20 protein-coding genes are annotated in these 18,398 nt (G+C 62.0%); 14 read left to right on the forward strand and 6 right to left on the reverse strand.

All coding sequences use genetic code 11. The annotated features are described in order from the left end of the window. Positions 1–378 precede the first annotated feature (378 nt). The 3 genes from L9B60_RS18790 to fhuF are packed head-to-tail and all read left to right on the forward strand — an operon-like array spanning position 379 to position 3,364. On the forward strand, positions 379–1,089 hold the full coding sequence (locus L9B60_RS18790; RefSeq protein ID WP_283780518.1) for a response regulator transcription factor: 711 nt from the start codon (positions 379–381) through the stop codon (positions 1,087–1,089). Beyond that, positions 1,086–2,690 (forward strand): ATP-binding protein, encoded by a 1,605-nt coding sequence (locus L9B60_RS18795; RefSeq protein WP_249672237.1) that lies wholly within the window; start codon positions 1,086–1,088, stop codon positions 2,688–2,690. Before L9B60_RS18790 ends, L9B60_RS18795 begins: the two co-directional genes overlap by 4 nt. Continuing rightward, complete coding sequence (gene fhuF / locus L9B60_RS18800; protein ID WP_249672238.1) at positions 2,687–3,364, forward strand: siderophore-iron reductase FhuF; 678 nt, start codon at positions 2,687–2,689, stop codon at positions 3,362–3,364. Before L9B60_RS18795 ends, fhuF begins: the two co-directional genes overlap by 4 nt. 97 nt (positions 3,365–3,461) lie before the next feature. On the opposite strand, the gene L9B60_RS18805 is transcribed toward fhuF, so the two are convergent. After that, positions 3,462–4,022 carry a L,D-transpeptidase family protein gene (locus tag L9B60_RS18805; protein ID WP_249672239.1) on the reverse strand — a complete coding sequence of 187 codons (561 nt, stop codon included), beginning with the start codon at positions 4,020–4,022 and terminating at the stop codon, positions 3,462–3,464. A 40-nt stretch (positions 4,023–4,062) separates the two neighbouring features. Then, positions 4,063–4,617: an NUDIX hydrolase gene (locus L9B60_RS18810; protein ID WP_249672240.1), complete on the reverse strand. Its 555-nt coding sequence runs from the start codon at positions 4,615–4,617 to the stop codon at positions 4,063–4,065. A gap of 137 nt (positions 4,618–4,754) precedes the next feature. Between L9B60_RS18810 and L9B60_RS18815 the strand changes: the two genes are divergently transcribed. The 5 genes from L9B60_RS18815 (at position 4,755) to purT (ending at position 7,950) form a co-directional block, all read left to right on the forward strand. Further along, on the forward strand, positions 4,755–5,354 hold the full coding sequence (locus L9B60_RS18815) for a CoA pyrophosphatase (RefSeq protein WP_249672241.1): 600 nt from the start codon (positions 4,755–4,757) through the stop codon (positions 5,352–5,354). A gap of 47 nt (positions 5,355–5,401) precedes the next feature. Then, the gene (locus tag L9B60_RS18820; protein ID WP_249672242.1) at positions 5,402–5,926 is read left to right on the forward strand and encodes a gamma carbonic anhydrase family protein; all 525 of its coding nucleotides are present in this window, start codon (positions 5,402–5,404) and stop codon (positions 5,924–5,926) included. After that, the gene (locus L9B60_RS18825; RefSeq protein WP_249679780.1) at positions 5,923–6,126 is read left to right on the forward strand and encodes a DUF1289 domain-containing protein; all 204 of its coding nucleotides are present in this window, start codon (positions 5,923–5,925) and stop codon (positions 6,124–6,126) included. Before L9B60_RS18820 ends, L9B60_RS18825 begins: the two co-directional genes overlap by 4 nt. Positions 6,127–6,225: 99 nt before the next feature. Continuing rightward, positions 6,226–6,693 carry a preQ0 transporter gene (locus L9B60_RS18830; RefSeq protein ID WP_249672243.1) on the forward strand — a complete coding sequence of 156 codons (468 nt, stop codon included), beginning with the start codon at positions 6,226–6,228 and terminating at the stop codon, positions 6,691–6,693. 75 nt (positions 6,694–6,768) lie between these two features. Continuing rightward, complete coding sequence (gene purT, locus L9B60_RS18835; RefSeq protein WP_249672244.1) at positions 6,769–7,950, forward strand: formate-dependent phosphoribosylglycinamide formyltransferase; 1,182 nt, start codon at positions 6,769–6,771, stop codon at positions 7,948–7,950. Between the two features lie 105 nt (positions 7,951–8,055). Here the strand turns inward: purT and L9B60_RS18840 are convergent, their stop codons facing one another. The 3 genes from L9B60_RS18840 to L9B60_RS18850 all read right to left on the reverse strand — a co-directional run bounded on the left by L9B60_RS18840 (position 8,056) and on the right by L9B60_RS18850 (position 11,654). After that, a complete protein-coding gene (locus L9B60_RS18840) occupies positions 8,056–9,366 on the reverse strand; it encodes an MFS transporter (protein WP_249672245.1) in 1,311 nt (436 codons plus the stop codon). Between the two features lie 222 nt (positions 9,367–9,588). After that, on the reverse strand, positions 9,589–10,830 hold the full coding sequence (locus tag L9B60_RS18845; protein WP_249672246.1) for a transporter associated domain-containing protein: 1,242 nt from the start codon (positions 10,828–10,830) through the stop codon (positions 9,589–9,591). Positions 10,831–10,841: 11 nt separating this feature from the next. Continuing rightward, positions 10,842–11,654 (reverse strand): cytochrome C assembly family protein, encoded by an 813-nt coding sequence (locus tag L9B60_RS18850; RefSeq protein ID WP_438865993.1) that lies wholly within the window; start codon positions 11,652–11,654, stop codon positions 10,842–10,844. Positions 11,655–11,851: 197 nt separating this feature from the next. Here L9B60_RS18850 and ffh point away from each other — a divergent pair, with 197 nt between their 5' ends. The 5 genes from ffh to rplS all read left to right on the forward strand — a co-directional run bounded on the left by ffh (position 11,852) and on the right by rplS (position 15,433). Next, entirely contained in the window at positions 11,852–13,231 is a 1,380-nt protein-coding gene (gene ffh / locus L9B60_RS18855) for a signal recognition particle protein (RefSeq protein ID WP_249672248.1), read from the forward strand. A gap of 253 nt (positions 13,232–13,484) precedes the next feature. Beyond that, positions 13,485–13,736 carry a 30S ribosomal protein S16 gene (gene rpsP, locus L9B60_RS18860; RefSeq protein WP_043193034.1) on the forward strand — a complete coding sequence of 84 codons (252 nt, stop codon included), beginning with the start codon at positions 13,485–13,487 and terminating at the stop codon, positions 13,734–13,736. A gap of 5 nt (positions 13,737–13,741) precedes the next feature. Further along, the gene (rimM, locus tag L9B60_RS18865) at positions 13,742–14,284 is read left to right on the forward strand and encodes a ribosome maturation factor RimM (protein ID WP_249672249.1); all 543 of its coding nucleotides are present in this window, start codon (positions 13,742–13,744) and stop codon (positions 14,282–14,284) included. 3 nt (positions 14,285–14,287) lie between these two features. Further along, on the forward strand, positions 14,288–15,040 hold the full coding sequence (gene trmD / locus L9B60_RS18870; RefSeq protein ID WP_249672250.1) for a tRNA (guanosine(37)-N1)-methyltransferase TrmD: 753 nt from the start codon (positions 14,288–14,290) through the stop codon (positions 15,038–15,040). 42 nt (positions 15,041–15,082) lie between these two features. Further along, positions 15,083–15,433, forward strand: coding sequence for a 50S ribosomal protein L19 (gene rplS / locus L9B60_RS18875; RefSeq protein ID WP_249672251.1), 351 nt, complete (start codon positions 15,083–15,085; stop codon positions 15,431–15,433). 103 nt (positions 15,434–15,536) lie between these two features. Here the strand turns inward: rplS and L9B60_RS18880 are convergent, their stop codons facing one another. Further along, a complete protein-coding gene (locus L9B60_RS18880) occupies positions 15,537–17,336 on the reverse strand; it encodes a cation:proton antiporter (protein ID WP_249672252.1) in 1,800 nt (599 codons plus the stop codon). Positions 17,337–17,399: 63 nt separating this feature from the next. Between L9B60_RS18880 and xerD the strand changes: the two genes are divergently transcribed. Continuing rightward, a complete protein-coding gene (gene xerD / locus L9B60_RS18885) occupies positions 17,400–18,296 on the forward strand; it encodes a site-specific tyrosine recombinase XerD (RefSeq protein ID WP_249672253.1) in 897 nt (298 codons plus the stop codon). The last annotated feature ends 102 nt before the right edge of the window (positions 18,297–18,398 follow it).

Genomic DNA, 18,398 nt, shown 5'->3' on the forward strand with positions numbered 1-18,398 from the left:
GGGGGGTAAAAAATGCCGAGTCAAGACTTGAGTTTAGCGCCAGACTTGTGCTTGGGTTTTTGATCAAAACCCAACATGTAGTGTTTTCCCGCGCTGGGGATACAAGATAGTGCGGTCGGGGCGGTAATGCAAGATTGAGATCTGTGGATAACTTGTGGGTAATTTGTGTGTGAAACACCTGAATCCCTTGTAGGCCTTATCTGGCCTGCGCGGGACCGTTTGTCATCGATTTTCACGGCTGAAAACAGGCTGCTGGAATTCGGCGGGCGCGCACCCTACCACAGAAAAAACGTTTCACCGAGCCGTTTTTAATCCCGCGTGTGCACCTGCCCCGGCGTTGCTAGAATGCCGCCTATCCCATCGAATGCAGAGGTGCCCGTGCAGCCCCACGCCTGGCAAGTATTGATCGTGGAAGATGACCAAAGGCTGGCTGAGTTAACCGCCGAGTTCCTGCAGGCCAACGGCTTGCAGGTGACCATCGAAGGCAACGGCAGCGTGGCGGTGCAGCGTATCCTGGCCGAGCAGCCGGACCTGGTGGTACTCGACCTGATGCTGCCTGGCGAAGACGGCCTGAGCGTGTGCCGCAAGGTGCGCGACGGCTATGCCGGGCCGATCCTGATGTTGACCGCGCGCACTGACGAACTCGACCAGGTCGAGGGGCTGGACACCGGCGCCGACGACTATCTGTGCAAGCCGGTACGGCCGCGCCTATTGCTGGCGCACATCCAGGCGCTACTGCGCCGCCGCGAAAGCCCGTTGCCGGCAACCCGTGCACAGTATGGCCCGCTGGTGGTGGACAGCGTGCTGCGCGAGGCCACCTTGCGCGGCCATGGGGTGGAGCTGACCAGTGCCGAGTTCGACCTTTTATGGCTGCTGGTGGCCAATGCCGGTCGCATCCTGTCGCGCGAGGAAATCTTCGTGGCCCTGCGCGGCACCGGTTACGACGGTCAGGACCGCTCCATCGACATCCGCATTTCGCGGATTCGCCCGCGCATCGGCGACGACCCCGACCACCCGCGGCTGATCAAGACCATCCGTGGCAAGGGCTACCTGTTCGTGGCGCAGGCTGCCGCGGCGATGCTGCCGTGAACTCGATTTTCCTGCGCATCTATGGCGGCATGCTGGCGGCCATGGTGCTGGTGGCCGTGTTGGCGACCCTCAGCCTGCATTGGCTCAATGAGCATCGCAGCCAGCAATACCGTGAGCGCCTGGCCCACGGCACCATGACCCTAATGGCCGACAACCTGGCGCCCATGGACGCCATCGAACGCCAGCGCGCCTTGGCCCTGTGGGGGCGCTTGCTGGGCATCCCCTTGAGCATCGAGCCGCTGGAAGGCGCCGGCCTGGACAGTGGCCAGCGCAACCAAGTGCTGCAGGGCATGGCGCTGGTAACACCCACTGGCCCCCATGCGGTGCAGGTTTATCGGCGCATTGGCCAGCAAGCGCTGATGCTCACCGGTGAAGTGCAGCAGATCAGCGAGCAACTGGCGCGGGCGACCATTTACCTGCTGGCCGACGAACTGATGCGCTTCCCCATCAACGAACAACCTCAGCGCCTCGCGCAGCTCAAGCAGGACAAGGGCTTCGGCTTCGAGGTGCGGCTGATGACCCCGGAGCGCGCCGACATGGACACCGACCAGCGCCGTCGGGTGGACGAGGGCGACACGGTGATGGCGCTGGGCCGCGATGGCGATTCGATCCGCGTGTTCGCCGGTATCGCCCGCACCCCATGGGTGTTGGAAATCGGCCCGCTGTACCAGATGAACCCATACCCGCCTCAGTTGCTGGTGCTGATCGCTGCGTTGGGGCTGTGCCTGGTGGGCTTGATCGTCTACCTGTTGGTGCGGCGCCTGGAGCGGCGTTTATCGGTGCTGGAGTCCGCCGCCACTCATATCGCCCAAGGCAACCTGGACACCCGCGTGCCGAGCGGCGAGGGCGGTTCGGTAGGGCGCCTGGCGGCGGCCTTCAATGGCATGGCCGAGCACTTGCAGCGCTCACTGAACATGCAGCGCGAGTTGGTGCGGGCGGTGTCCCATGAACTGCGCACGCCGGTGGCACGGTTGCGCTTTGGCCTGGAGATGCTCGGCAGCGCCCGCAGCGATGAAGCGCGGCACAAATACCTGATGGGCATGGACGGCGACATCCAGGACCTGGACCGGCTGGTGGACGAAATGCTCACCTACGCGCGCCTGGAGGGCGATGCCCCGGCGCTGGATTTTCAACGGGTGGACCTGGAGGCGTTGCTCGACCAGGTGATCGCCGAGCTCTCGCCGCTGCGCCCTGGCGTGCGCGTGCAGCGCGGCAGCTGCGTGCACGCCAGTGATGATGGCGCTTGGGTGGAGGCGGCGCCGCGCTACCTGCACCGGGCCGTGCAGAACCTGGTGAGCAATGCCCTGCGCCATGCTGAAAGCCAGGTCACTTTGAGCTTTCGCATCGGTTTGCAGCGTTGTCGCATCGACGTCGAGGACGATGGCCCGGGCGTGCCGGAAACCGCTTGGGAAAAACTCTTCACGCCGTTCACCCGCCTGGACGACAGCCGCACCCGCGCCTCGGGTGGGCACGGCTTGGGGCTGTCGATCGTGCGGCGCATCATTCACTGGCATAACGGCCGGGTATCGATCAGCCACGGCAAGCAACTGGGCGGCGCGTGCTTCACCTTGGTCTGGCCGCGCCGGCAGGAGGACGCATGAGCCCCTGGCCGGATTGGCAAGCGGGCCCGTATGCCTCGTTCATGGGCGGGTTGCTGCCACTGGTTGACGATCAACCGTTTGAACCCTTGCCCCAATTGCTGCAACCGACGCGCCTGGACGTCATGTTGATCGACATCTACGGCCCGGACCTGATGCCCAGCCAGAAGCCCGTGCTGGTGTCGCAGTGGGCCAAGTACTACTTCATGCACTGGCTGCCGGCGATGCTGGTGTCGCAGTTAGCCTACGGCTGGTATTTGCCTTTGGCGCTGGATGAAATCGGCATGGTGCTGGATGAGCGCGGCTTGCCCAAGGCGATTGTTTTGCTGCACGCTGGCGAGCCGGGGGCGGCGGATGAGTCGCTGGAGCCTTGGGTGCAAGCCAACCTGCGACCGTTCATCGAGCAGCTGAGTGCCTACGGCGAGGTGCCGCCTGCGGTGCTGTGGGGCAATGCCGGGGATTACCTGGAGTTGAATGTGCGGCGGCTGCAGGCTTTGGGGCTCAACGTTGCACCGGCGCAGGCTTTGCTGGAATCGCGGCGCTCTGCGGATGGGCGGATTAATCCTTTATACGCGCCGGTACGGTACAAGGCCGATGGCGCGCGTCAGCGGCGTGCGTGCTGCCTGGCGTACAAGGTGGAGTGGGTGGGGCATTGTGAGCATTGCCCGTTGGCCTGAGCCGCTGCGGTAGCCTTTTCGCGGTTAAGTCCTACAGGAACACTACCACTCTGTAGGAGCGGATTTATCCGCGAAGCGTACGCCTAGGTCTATCAGGTCAAGGCCGAATCTCAATCATCGTCCCATCCTTCACCAGGCTCCACACCTCCTGCATGTCGCCGTTTTTCATGGCAATGCAGCCATCGGTCCAATCCAGCGTATTAAAGTACCACTCCGGGTATTCATCGTTGATCGGCGTGCCGTGGATCATGATCATGCCGCCCGGGTCCACGCCTTCGCGGCGGGCGCGGGCGGCGTCGCCGATGTTGGGGTACGACACGTGGATGGCCAGGTTGAAGCGGTCGCTCACCTTGCGCCAGTCCAGCCAGTAGAAACCCTCTGGGGTGCGGCGGTCGCCTTCGTGCTCCTTGGTGCCACGCGGTTGCTTACCCAGGGAGATGCGGTAGCTCTTGAGTGGCTGGCCGTGGCTGATCAGTTGCAGTTGGCGGCTGGACTTGAGCACCAGCACCTTGTCGATCTGCGCCTGGTCCAAAGGTGGCAGGGCCGGGGTCACGGCAGCGGGCACCTGGGACAGGGGCTTGGTGACGATGGTTTGGGTGAACGCAGCCGAAGACAGCGACGCAAACGACAGACAGAAAAAGGCGAGCAACCAACGCATGTTAACGATCAATCCTGCAGGTAAATTAAGTCTGTCTGTGTCAGGGCTGCGGCTTGATGGCCAGCAGGGGGCCCAGAAATTCATTGCGCACCGGGTAGTGCTGTTCCAGCCGGTCGGCGAAGTAACATTCTAAGGTACGCCCCACCGTTGGGAAAGCCAGCTGCGCCCAAGGGATCTCGCTTTGGTGAAACAGCCGCACTTCCAGGCTTTCTTCGCCCACGGCAAAGTCAATGTCGGCAAGCTGCGCGCGAAAGAACACGTGCACCTGGCTGATGTGCGGCAGGTCGAACAGGGTGTACAGGTGCAGGTCGCGCACGCGCGCGCAGGCCTCTTCGTCGGTTTCACGGGCGGCGGCCTGCGCCAGGGTCTCGCCGTTTTCCATGAAACCTGCGGGCAAGGTCCAGTAGCCCAGGCGCGGTTCGATGGCGCGGCGGCACAACAACACCTGCTCGCCCCACACGGGGATGCAACCGGCGACTATATTGGGGTTTTGATAGTGAATGACTTCACAGGTGCCGCACACATAGCGCAGGCGCGTATCGCCCTGGGGGATGCGCTGGTCTACGGGGTTGCCGCACTGGTTGCAGAATTTCATGTCGGGCTTCCTGAACGCTCGACCTATCTTGGCGCCTATACCCCTTGATTCGCAAGCCGTCGATTGCATGCGCAGGGGTTGGGCAAGGGAGCGGCTTTGGTGCATGATGCAGGGTAGGCAGAACAATGAGAGATCCCATGCTGGACGAGCTACTTCGCCGAGTGAGCAGCCACACGCCGCGTAACCTGGAGACCGACAAGCGTTTCCCCGAGGCTGCCGTACTGTTGCCCATCACCCGCAGCGAGTCGCCGGAGTTGGTGCTGACCTTGCGCGCCTCGGGCCTGTCTACCCATGGCGGCGAGGTGGCCTTCCCTGGCGGGCGCCGCGACCCCGAAGACCCGGACCTGGTGTTCACCGCCCTGCGCGAAGCCGAAGAAGAAATCGGCCTGCCGCCCGGGCTGGTCGAAATCATCGGGCCGCTCAGCCCGCTGATTTCCAAGCATGGCCTGAAGGTAACGCCCTTCGTCGGCCTGATTCCCGATTTTGTCGAATACCGTGCCAACGATGCCGAGATCGCCGCAGTGTTCAGCGTGCCACTGGAGTTCTTCCGCCAGGACCCGCGCGAGCACACCCATCGCATCGACTACCAGGGCCGCAGTTGGTATGTGCCCAGCTATCGGTTTGGCGAGTACAAGATCTGGGGGTTGTCGGCGATCATGATCGTGGAGCTGATCAACCTGGTGTACGACGCCGACATCAGCCTGCACCGGCCCCCTGAGCATTTCACTTCAATTTGAGCGGAGCTTCGAGCCGCCTTGATCCGCCTGACCCTGAGGATGTGCCGATGAAATACCGTTTGGGCGACTTTCGCGTCGAAACCCACCCCACCAGTTGGGCCGCACCCAACGCCACGCTGATCGGCAAGGTGCGTTTGCAGGCCGGTGCCAGCGTGTGGTTTGGCGCGGTGCTGCGCGGCGACAACGAACTGATCGACATCGGCGAGAACAGCAACGTGCAGGACGGCACGGTGATGCACACCGACGCAGGCATCCCGCTGACCATCGGCAAGGGTGTTACCATTGGCCATAACGCGATGCTGCATGGGTGCACGGTGGGCGATTACAGCCTGATCGGTATCAATGCGGTGATCCTCAACGGCGCGAAAATCGGCAAGCACTGCATCATCGGCGCCAACGCGCTCATCGCCGAAGGCAAGGAGATCCCCGACGGGTCGTTGGTAATGGGTTCGCCGGGCAAGATCGTCCGCGAGCTGACCGAGCCCCAGAAGCAGATGCTTGAAGCCAGCGCCGCCCACTATGTTCACAATGCCCAGCGCTATGCGCGGGATTTGGCCGTACAGGAAGACTGATGACCAGCGAACGCCCCGTCGCCTCGCCCTGCGTGCAAGTGTGCGCACTGGATGACGACGATATCTGCACCGGCTGCCAGCGCACCGCCGACGAAATCACCCGCTGGGGCCGCATGGACAATATCGAGCGCCGCCAGGTGCTGGTGTTGTGCTACGAGCGCGCGAAGGCCAGCGGCATGCTGTTTTCCGTAGGGTCGTAATCTGCTGTGTTCCTTTTGCGGATAGATCCGCTCCTGAGCGTGTAGGAGCGGATTTATCCGCGAAAAGTTATCCCCTCTCAATTTTTACGCCGAGTTCCCATGCTGTTCCTCACCGCCTACATTGCCAGCGTCGTGCTGATCAACTTCGCCTTCTCTGCCGCGCCGCACTTGGACATCATCTGGTCGGCCTGGGGCGGGCTGGTGTTTATCCTGCGCGACATGGTGCAAACCCGCTTCGGCCATGGCGCGTTCATCGCTATGCTGGTGGCGCTGGTACTGTCCTACGTCACCTCCGACCCTGCCATCGCCCTGGCCAGCGCCGTGGCGTTTGGTACCTCCGAGCTGATCGACTGGCTGGTGTTCACCATTACCAAGCGCCCGCTGCATGACCGCCTGTGGATCAGCTCGGCGCTGAGCATCCCGTTGGACACCTTCATTTTCTTCGGCATGATCGACGCCTTCACGGCGCCGGTGATCCTCACCGCCCTGGCCTCCAAGTTCGCCGGCGTGACCTGCGTGTGGCTGGCGATGGCCTGGCGCGCTCGCCGCAGCGCAGTGGCCGGCTGATTGATGTAAAATGCCGCCCCTTGGTGGGCTGCACGCTGGGCGGCCCTCGATCATCCGTTCCCCTGAGGACCTGAAATGACCCGTATCGGAACTCCATTGTCGCCCACCGCGACGCGCGTATTGCTGTGTGGCTGCGGCGAGCTTGGCAAGGAAGTGGTCATTGAACTGCAGCGCCTGGGCGTTGAAGTCATTGCCGTGGACCGTTATGCCAATGCGCCGGCCATGCAGGTTGCCCATCGCAGCCATGTGATCAACATGCTCGACGGTGCGGCCCTGCGCGCAGTGATCGAGGCCGAGAAACCGCACTTCATCGTTCCGGAAATCGAAGCCATCGCCACCGCCACCCTGGTGGAGCTGGAAAGCGAAGGTTTCACGGTGATCCCGACTGCTCGCGCCGCCCAGTTGACCATGAACCGCGAAGGCATCCGCCGCCTGGCTGCCGAAGAGCTGGACCTGCCGACCTCGCCGTACCACTTTGCCGACACCTTCGAAGACTACCGCAAGGCCGTCGACGACTTGGGCTTCCCCTGTGTGGTCAAGCCGGTGATGAGCTCGTCGGGCAAGGGCCAGAGCCTGCTCAAAAGCGTCGATGACGTGCAAAAGGCTTGGGATTACGCCCAGGAAGGCGGCCGTGCCGGTAAAGGCCGGGTCATCATCGAAGGCTTTATCGACTTCGACTACGAGATCACCCTGCTGACCGTTCGTCACATCGGTGGCACCACCTTCTGCGCGCCGGTCGGCCATCGCCAGGAGAAGGGCGACTATCAGGAATCCTGGCAGCCGCAAGCCATGAGCCCAGTGGCCTTGGCCGAGTCCGAGCGCGTGGCCAAGGCTGTGACCGAAGCCTTGGGGGGGCGTGGCCTGTTTGGCGTGGAATTATTCATCAAGGGTGACCAGGTGTGGTTCAGCGAAGTCTCGCCACGCCCGCATGACACCGGCCTGGTCACGCTGATCTCGCAGGACCTGTCGCAGTTTGCCCTGCACGCCCGCGCCATCCTCGGCCTGCCGATCCCGCTGATCCGCCAGTTCGGCCCATCGGCCTCGGCGGTGATCCTGGTGGAAGGCAACTCCACGCAAACCGCCTTCGCCAACCTGGGCGCCGCCTTGAGCGAGCCGGACACCGCCTTGCGCCTGTTTGGCAAGCCAGAAGTCGCCGGCCAGCGCCGCATGGGTGTTGCCCTGGCGCGTGACGAGTCGATCGACGCCGCACGCTCCAAGGCCACCCGTGCATCCCAGGCGGTTAAAGTAGAACTGTAAGGCTCAGGGGGCCCGTCGCGGGCAAGCCTCGCTCCCACAAGAGCGGATTACCTGAACTTGTGGGAGCAAGGCTTGCCTGCGATGGCGTCCGCAAGGGCGCCCGCCTCAGGCGATTTTGTTCAAATCGTCATGCCGCGTCTCTTTCAGGCACAGCACGGCAATCACGCTCAGCAGCGCCGCTGCCGACACATAACCGCCCACCCAGCTCAGCCCACCCATCGCGACCAGCTTTTGCGCCGCAAAGGGTGCAGCCGACGCGCCAACGATACCGCCCAGGTTGTACGCCGCCGAAGCGCCGGTATAGCGCACGCGGGTCGGGAACAGCTCCGGCAGCAACGCACCCATCGGGGCGAACGTGAAGCCCATCAAAAACAGCTCGATACTCAGGAACAGTGCCACGCTGGTGGTCGAGCCCTGGGTCAGCAGCGGCTCCATCAAAAAGCCCGAGGCAATGGCCAGCACACCACCGAATACCAGCACCGGCTTGCGCCCGTAGCGGTCGCTCAGCCAGGCGGAAATCGGCGTGGCCAGGGCCATGAACAGCACCGCGAAACAGAGCATGCCCAAGAAGCTTTCACGGCTATAACCCAACGTAGTGACGCCGTAGCTCAGGGAAAACACCGTGGAGATGTAGAACAGCGCGTAGCACACCACCATGGAGGCGGCGCCCAGCAGCATCGGCTTCCAGTATTGGCCGAACAGTTCGAACAGCGGCATCTTCACCCGCTCGTGGCGGGCCACGGCGTTGGCGAACACTGGGGTTTCTTCCAGTTTCAGGCGCACGTACAGGCCCACCATCACCAGCAGGGCGCTGAGCAGGAACGGCAGGCGCCAGCCCCAGCTGCGAAATTGCTCGTCGCTCAAGGTCATGGCCAGGGTCAGGAACAACCCGTTGGCCGCCAGAAAGCCGATCGATGGCCCCAGTTGCGGAAACATGCCGAACCAGGCGCGTTTGCCCTTCGGGGCGTTTTCGGTGGCCAGCAACGCCGCGCCGCCCCATTCGCCGCCCAGGCCCAGGCCTTGGCCAAAACGCAGCACGCACAGCAGGATCGGTGCCCAGGCGCCAATGCTGTCGTAGCCGGGCAGCACGCCGATCAGCGTGGTGCAGATGCCCATCAGCAACAGCGAGGCTACCAGGGTGGATTTGCGGCCGACCCGGTCGCCAAAGTGGCCGAACAGCGCCGAGCCCAGCGGGCGTGCCAGGAAGGCGATGCCAAAGGTCAGGAACGCCGAGAGCATCTGCGCCGTGCCGGAGGTTTGCGGGAAGAACACCGGGCCGATCACCAGCGCAGCCGCGGTGGCGTACACGTAGAAATCGTAGAACTCGATGGCCGTGCCGATAAAGCTGGCGGTGGCGACCCGCGCGGTGGAATTCACCGGCTTGTCGGCGCTGCTGGCAGCATAAGTGCTTGTCATGTGGGTATCCCTGACAGAATTTTTTATAGGTGTGGTGCTGATTCTAGGCCGGGGAGGGTAGGGCCGGGCGCGAATAGCCGTTCAAGGTGTGAAGGCTGGCGCGAGGTAACACGGGGTTCAGCCTGGCGGCTGACTGGCCGGGGCACGCGAAGTGCGGGTAAGCACGCGTTCCGGCGGGGCTGGGTAAGCGTCCCGATTATAGGGAAGCGCTTGCGCTCACGTCTAGATGACTTTGGGCAGGGCGCTGGTGTGCCAGATCAACACGCGGGTAACGCGGTTTTCCTCGGCTTGCAGGATTTCCAGGCGGTAGCGGCCGATTTTCAGGCACACCGCGCAATCGGGGATGCTTTCCAGCGCCTCGGTCACCAGCCCATTGAGGGTTTTCGGGCCATCGCTGGGCAGGTGCCAGCCCAGGCTCTTGTTCAACTCGCGAATGGAGGCAGCGCCGTCGACCACAAAGCGGCCGTCGACCTGTGGATGGATGTGCGGGTTGTCCACGGTGTGCTCGTCTTCGAATTCGCCGACGATTTCTTCGAGGATGTCTTCCAGCGTCACCAGGCCCAGCACTTCACCGTATTCGTCCACCACCACGCCCAGGCGCCGCTGTTGCTTGTGGAAGTTGAGCAGTTGCAGTTGCAGCGGCGTGCTTTCCGGCACGAAATAGGCTTCGTAGCAGGCCGCCAGCAGTTGCTCGATCGTCAGTTCGGCCTTGGGCAGCAGGTGGCTGATCTGCCGGGTGTTGAGCACCCGTTCCACCTGGTTGATATCGTTGTGATACACCGGCAGGCGGGTGTGGCGGCTAATGATCAGCTGTTCGATGATCTTTTCGATCGGCTCGTCCAGGTTGATCCCGTCCACTTCGCTGCGCGGCACCAGGATATCGTTCACGGTGATGCTGTCCAGCGCGTGAATGCCGCTGAGCAGGTGCGGCTTGTTGGCGCGGGCGTCCTGGGCCAGTTCTTCGATCAACTGGCTGGTGAGGTTGTCGTCGTCGCCATGTTGGTTGACCGGGCCGGGCTTGCTGGCGAACGGCTTGAGGATCAGCCGGGCGATGCCATTAAGCAGCCAGGCAGCGGGCGCGAGCGCCTTGAAGATCGGCCGCAGCAAGGCATTGCCCAGAGTAATGAAGGCTTCGGGGTGGCGCGTGGCCAGAAGGCGCGGCAGGTATTCGGCGAACACCAGCAAGCTGCAGGTGGCCACCAGGCCTGCGACCCACAAGCCGTGGGCTTGCCACTGCCAGGTGGCCAGCACGGTGCCCAGCACCACGACAATCACCTTGCTCACCGTGGTGGCCAATATCAGGCTTTCCAGCGGGAAATCCAGGGTGGGGCGGTCACCAGAGCGTTCGTGAGGGCGCTGGCTGCCGATCACCTGGCGGGCAGCGTCCACGGCGCTGAACAGCGCCGACCAGAGCAGCGCCAGTGCGAGAACGCCAAGCAGGGGGCCTAACGGCAGATTGTCCATAGTCCCTGTCGTCAGATATGCAGAATGTATTCGCGGACCAGCTTGCTGCCGAAATAGGCCAGCATCAGCAGGCAGAAACCGGCGAGCGTCCAGCGGATGGCCTTGTGGCCGCGCCAGCCCAGGCGGTTACGGCCCCACAACAACACACTGAAGACGATCCAGGCCAGGCACGCCAGCAAGGTTTTATGCACCAGGTGCTGGGCAAACAAGTTGTCCAGGAACAGCCAGCCGGAAATCAGCGACAACGACAGCAGCCCCCAGCCGGCCCACAAAAAGCCGAACAAAAGGCTTTCCATGGTTTGCAGTGGCGGGAAGTTGCGGATTAACCCGCTGGGGTGCTTGTGCTTGAGTTGATAGTCCTGCACCAGCAGCAACAAGGCCTGGAACACCGCGATGGTGAACATGCCGTAGGCCAGGATCGACAACAGGATGTGTGCCAGGATGCCGGGCTCTTCGTTGATCAGCGGCACAGTGCCGGAGGGCACGAATTGGGCGATAAGGGTGGTCGCGCAGCCCAGCGGGAACAGCAGCAACAGCAGGTTGGCCACCGGGATGCGCGTGCAGGCCACCAGGGTCAGGGTGATCACGGCGGCGGCGATCAGGCTGGCGGCACTGAAAAAATTCAGGCTCAGCCCCAGCGGCGTGATCATTTGCGAGGCCAGGGCGTAGGCCTGGGCCACGACGGCCAGTGCGCCGAGCAGGTACAGCAGGCGTTGATCGGCCTTGGCGCCCTGGCTGACACGGATTCCCTGATAAGTGGTCGCAGCGGCATAAAGGACGGCGGCGGCGATGCTGGGTAGCAAACTGGGTGACAAGGGGAGCATAAGTCCTGTGAAGCGAGCTCTAAAGGCGCTGAGTTTGGCATAGAAGCTGGGTTGCGTGAAAGACTGCAAGCGTCAAGGTGTCCGTAAGCAACACTCTTCGCTATAATCGCCGACCTGCCCTTGCCGCAGGCTCCCTGAGCATACTTGTGGGCCGGGCTGCTTAAACCTCGGTTCAACTGAGCCTGAAAGGATCGCGCATGTTTGAAAACCTTACCGACCGTCTTTCTCAGACGCTGCGCCACGTTACTGGCAAGGCCAAGCTGACGGAAGACAACATCAAAGACACCCTGCGTGAAGTGCGCATGGCGTTGCTTGAAGCCGACGTCGCCTTGCCGGTGGTGAAGGACTTCGTCAACAAGGTCAAGGAGCGTGCGGTCGGTACCGAGGTATCGCGCAGCCTGACGCCGGGCCAGGCATTCGTGAAGATCGTGCAGATCGAACTCGAAACCCTGATGGGCGCGGCCAACGAAGATTTGTCGCTCAACGCCACGCCACCGGCCGTGGTGCTGATGGCAGGCTTGCAGGGCGCGGGTAAAACCACCACCGCCGGCAAGCTGGCGCGCTTCCTTAAAGAGCGCAAGAAAAAGACCGTGATGGTGGTGTCGGCCGACATCTACCGCCCGGCGGCGATCAAGCAACTGGAAACCCTGGCCGGCGAAGTGGGCGTGACCTTCTTCCCATCCGACCTTTCCCAGAAGCCTGTCGACATCGCCCTGGCTGCTATTAAAGAAGCCAAGCTGAAATTTATCGACGTGGTCATCGTCGACACCGCCGGTCGCCTGCACATCGATGAGCAGATGATGGGCGAGATCAAGGACTTGCACGCGGCCATCAAGCCGGTCGAGACCTTGTTCGTGGTCGACGCCATGACCGGCCAGGACGCCGCCAACACCGCCAAGGCCTTTGGCGATGCGTTGCCGCTGACCGGCGTGATCCTGACCAAGGTCGACGGCGACGCCCGTGGCGGCGCCGCGCTGTCGGTGCGTGCCATCACCGGCAAGCCGATCAAGTTCATTGGTATGGGCGAGAAGAGCGATGCGCTCGAGCCCTTCCACCCGGATCGTATCGCCTCGCGGATCCTGGGCATGGGCGACGTGCTCAGCCTGATCGAGCAGGCCGAGCAGACCCTGGACAAGGACAAGGCCGACAAACTGGCCAAAAAGCTGAAGAAGGGCAAGGGCTTCGACCTCGAAGACTTCCGTGACCAGCTGCAACAAATGAAGAACATGGGTGGCCTGGGCGGCCTGATGGACAAACTGCCGAACATGGGCGGCGTGAACCTGTCGCAAATGGGCAGCGCCCAGAACGCCGCCGAGAAGCAATTCAAGCAGATGGAAGCCATCATCAATTCCATGACCCCGGCCGAGCGCCGTGACCCTGAGCTGATCAGTGGTTCGCGCAAGCGCCGCATTGCCATGGGCTCCGGCACGCAGGTGCAGGATATCGGTCGCTTGATCAAGCAGCACAAGCAGATGCAGAAGATGATGAAGAAGTTCTCTGCCAAAGGCGGCATGGCCAAAATGATGCGCGGCATGGGCGGCATGCTGCCCGGCGGCGGTGGCATGCCCAAGATGTGATCGAATTGGCGCGGGCCTTCAAGGCCGTGCTTTCGCCTGCAGCGATGCGGGCGATGCAGCAAACCCGCGGTAATGCGGGTCCATTTGCCATCCAGGTGATGGCTTTCAAGCAGATCGGCCAGGCGCGCTGTTGGGCGCCGGAAAAAGGCATTTGCAAAAGTCCGTGTATTCATTGAGAATATGCGGCCTTTCGGGCACCCGTGTGCCCGCTGTGCATTATGATTTGCAGCACCGACTACAGGAACGATGTTCAATGCTAACCATCCGTCTTGCCCGTGGCGGCTCTAAAAAGCGCCCATTTTACCAACTGACCGTAACCGACTCCCGCAACCCGCGTGACGGTTCCCACAAAGAGCACGTTGGTTTCTTCAACCCCGTTGCTCGTGGTCAGGAAATCCGCCTGTCCGTGAACCAAGAGCGCGTCAACCACTGGTTGAGCGTTGGTGCACAGCCTTCTGAGCGCGTTGCTCAGTTGCTGAAGGAAAATGCCAAGGCTGCGGCCTGAGCAATATGAACGCGACGCCAACTACTGCTGATGATTTGATCGTTATCGGCAAGATTTTTTCGGTTCACGGCGTTCGCGGCGAAGTGAAGGTGTATTCCTTTACTGATCCGATTGACAACCTGTTGGGCTACAAAACCTGGACGCTCAAGCGTGAAGGCAGCGTGGACAAGCAGGTAGAGCTGGTCAGTGGACGCTTGCAACAAAGCAAGTTCCTGGTCACAAAGCTCAAGGGTCTCGAAGACCGTGACGAAGCGTTGCTTCTGGCCGGTTATGAGATCTGCGTGCCGCGTAACCTGTTCCCTGATTTGACCGACGGCGAGTACTACTGGTACCAACTGGAAGGTCTTAAGGTTATCGACCAACTTGGGCAACTGCTCGGGAAGATCGATCACCTGTTGGAGACCGGCTCAAACGATGTGATGGTGGTGCGGCCTTGCGCTGGCAGCCTGGATGATCGCGAACGCTTGTTGCCCTATACGGAGCAATGCGTGTTGGTTGTCGACCTGGGTGCGGGCGAGATGAAGGTTGATTGGGATGCGGACTTCTAGGCAATGGCCAGCCTGCGCGTAGAAGTGATCAGTCTGTTCCCCGAGATGTTTTCCGCTATCAGCGAGTACGGCATTACCAGCCGTGCGGTGAAACAGGGTCTGCTCACGCTGACCTGTTGGAATCCGCGGGACTACACCACAGATCGCCACCACACCGTGGACGATCGGCCGTTTGGCGGTGGTCCGGGCATGGTGATGAAGATCAAGCCCCTGGAAGACGCACTGGCCCAGGCCAGGATCGCGGCGGGGGAGTCGGCGAAGGTGATTTACCTGTCGCCACAAGGCCGTCAGCTGAATCAGCAGGCGGTACGCGAGCTGGCAACGTCGGAGTCTTTGATTCTGATTGCAGGTCGCTACGAAGGCATTGACGAGCGGTTTATTCAGGCTCATGTCGATGAAGAGTGGTCGATTGGTGACTATGTGTTGTCTGGCGGTGAGCTGCCGGCGATGGTCCTGATAGACGCGGTAACACGACTGCTGCCCGGAGCTTTGGGGCATGCGGACTCCGCGGAGGAAGATTCCTTCACGGATGGGCTGCTGGATTGCCCGCATTACACCCGACCGGAGGTATATGCGGATCAGCGTGTTCCCGACGTATTGCTTAGCGGCAATCACGCACACATCCGGCGATGGCGTTTGCAGCAGTCCCTTGGGCGGACCTATGAACGACGCGCCGATCTTCTGGAAAGACGCTCGCTTTCTGGAGAAGAGAACAAGCTGCTCGCTGAGTACCTTAGTGAGCGGAACGATAGTTAACGTATCGATGGTAGATCGAGTGATTTACCTTAGGAGCACAGCATGACCAACAAAATCATTCTGCAACTCGAAGCCGAGCAGATGACCAAAGAGATCCCGACCTTTGCCCCGGGCGACACCATTGTCGTTCAGGTGAAAGTGAAGGAAGGCGATCGCGCTCGTCTGCAGGCGTTCGAAGGCGTTGTTATCGCCAAGCGTAACCGTGGTGTGAACAGTGCTTTCACTGTTCGTAAAATCTCCAACGGTGTTGGCGTAGAGCGTACTTTCCAGACCTACAGCCCGCAGATCGACAGCATGGCCGTGAAACGTCGTGGTGACGTGCGTAAAGCCAAGCTGTACTACCTGCGTGACCTGTCCGGTAAAGCAGCTCGCATCAAGGAAAAACTGGCTTGAGTCCAGTCTGACCCGATGCAAAAAAAGCAGCCTTCGGGCTGCTTTTTTGTGCCTGTGTGTTTTGTCTCGACCTGTTCGCGGATGGGCTCGCGCACAGGCCGGGTTAGCCCGCTTGGCGTATCAATGACACCAGGGTCCACCCTGGCCCTGGGTCCATGGGGTTGCCATCGGTGATCACATGCACCCAACCGCTGTTGTCCCGGGCAAACAACAAGGTGGCACGCTCGCCGTGCAGGGCCTGATAGTCATCCCAGCCAAAGCCCTCGGTGAGTTGGGTGCTGTATATCTCGGCACCCTGGTGCAGTTGCTGGGCCAGTTGGGTATAGGTCAGCGCCGGGCTGCCGAGGGTTTCGCCGCGGTGTTCGTGGCTGGCCCGGTGTTTGTCGCTGCGGGTAGTCTCCAGGCCACTGGCCAGGGAAAACAACCGGCGATGGCCAAAGTCATGGCGAAAGCGCGTGCAGGCCAAGGTATTGAGTTCACCTGCCGGCGACAGGCCCAGCAGGTGCCCAAGGCCGACCAGGTCCAGGTGCGCATCGGCGTGTTCCGAAGCCGGGTTGCCGAAGTAGGTGGGCAGGTTGTCCATGCGCGCGGCGCGAATATTTTCCCAGCTCGAATCGGTCAACATCACCCGGCTGCCCAACTGTTGCAAGGCTTTGGCCACGACCCGGGCCGGCGGGTTGGCGCCTACAATCAAAAAGCCACTGGGTGCCGGCTCTGCCACTTTCAGCAAGCGCGCCAGGGGGCGGGCGGTGGCACTCTGCAGCAGCACAGTGCCGATGATCACCGCGAACGTCAGTGGCACCAGCAACAGCGCGCCTTCGTGGCCGGCTTCGTCCAGGCGGATGGCGAAGACCGCCGACACTGCCGCGGCGACAATACCCCGAGGGGCGATCCACGACAGCAGGGCCCGTTCGCGCCAGTTGAGGCTGGAACCGGCAGTGGACAGCAGCACGTTGATCGGCCGGGCGATAAACTGGATCACCGCCAGCAGGGCCAGCACTGCCGGGCCCAGGGCAATCAACGCGATCAGGTCCAGGCGCGCCGCCAGCAGTATGAACAGCCCGGAAATCAGCAGCACACTGAGGTTTTCCTTGAAGTGCAGGATCTGCCGCACGTCCACGTCTTTCATATTGGCCAGCCACAGCCCCATCAGCGTAACTGCCAGCAGGCCGGATTCATGCATCACTTCGTTGGCGGCAATAAAGATCGCCAGTACTGAGGCCAGGGACGCCAGGTTGTGCAGGTATTCGGGCAGCCATTCGTTGCGCATCACCGTGCCCAGCAGCCAGCCGCCGGCGATGCCGAACACGGCGCCGCAGCCAATCACCCCGGCGAAGGTCAGCAAGCTGTGGCTCAGGCCCTCGCCCGCGGCGCTGGCGATAATGAAGCTGTACACCACCACTGCCAGCAGGGCACCAATCGGGTCGATGGCGATGCCTTCCCAGCGCAAGATGTTCGCAATGGCCGCCTTGGGGCGCACCACGCGCAACATGGGCACGATCACCGTGGGCCCGGTGACCAGGGTCAGGGTGCCAAACAGCAGGGCCAGTAGCCAGTCGAAACCCAGTAGCCAATGAGTGGCCAGGGTGATGACCACCCAAGTGGAGAGGGCGCCCACCGTGACCAGCCGTTGTACCACGCTGCCGATTTCTTTCCATTCTGACAGCTGCAGCGTCAGGCTGCCCTCAAACAGAATCAGCGCCACGGCCAAAGACACCAACGGCATCAACAACGGCCCGAACAACAGCTCTGGGTCTAGCCAGTCGAGGATCGGCCCCACCATAATGCCGCTCAGCAACAGAAACAAAATTGCTGGCAGCTTCAGCCGCCAGGCTAGCCACTGGCTGCCGAGGGCGGCCAGCCCGATGCCGCCTATCGCCAGTAATATCTGTTGTTCATTCATTCAGGCTTCCTTGAGAATGGGTAGGCTAACCAAGCCTAGTCCGAGTTTTTAATCCGAGTTGCCATGCCCGCCATCGAACACCCCCTGATCGACCAGTACCTGGACGCCTTATGGTTGGAAAAGGGCCTGTCCGACAACAGTCGTGACTCTTACCGCAGTGATCTGGCGCTGTTCAACGGCTGGTTGCAGGAGCGCGGGGTGAGTTTGGACAGCGCCGCGCGCGAACTGATCCTCGATCATTTGGCCTGGCGCGTGGACCAAGCCTACAAACCTCGCTCCACGGCCCGATTCCTCTCCGGCGTGCGTGGCTTTTATCGCTATCTGTTGCGTGAAAAGCTCATCACGGTAGACCCGACCCTGCAAATCGATATGCCGCAGTTGGGTAGGCCATTGCCTAAATCCCTGTCGGAAGCCGACGTTGAGGCGCTGCTCAAGGCCCCCGACCTGAGCGAACCGATCGGCCAGCGCGACCGCGCCATGCTGGAGGTGTTGTACGCCTGCGGCCTGCGGGTGACCGAACTGGTCAGCCTGACCCTGGATCAGGTCAACCTGCGCCAGGGCGTGCTGCGGGTGATGGGCAAGGGCAGCAAGGAGCGCCTGGTGCCCATGGGCGAGGAGGCCATCAACTGGGTCGAGCGCTACCTGCGCGACGGGCGTAACGACCTGTTGAACGGGCGCCCCAGCGATGTGCTGTTCCCCAGCCTGCGTGGCGAGCAAATGACCCGCCAGACCTTCTGGCACCGCATCAAGCACCAGGCCCAGGTGGCCGGGATCAGCAAGTCGCTGTCGCCGCACACCCTGCGCCACGCGTTCGCCACCCATTTGCTCAACCACGGCGCCGATTTGCGCGTGGTGCAGATGCTGCTGGGCCACAGCGACCTGTCCACCACACAGATCTACACCCATGTGGCGCGGGCGCGTCTGCAAGACTTGCACGCCCAGCATCATCCACGGGGCTGACTGCCGATCAGCGCACAGGCTTTGCGTCAGCCGGAGTCGGCCATGCAGCCCGAATGTGGTAGGCTTGGCGGGTTTGTAAAGCGGGCACCGAACGCGCATCCT

The organism is Pseudomonas abieticivorans (assembly GCF_023509015.1).
GTDB classification, from domain to species: Bacteria; Pseudomonadota; Gammaproteobacteria; order Pseudomonadales; family Pseudomonadaceae; genus Aquipseudomonas; species Aquipseudomonas abieticivorans.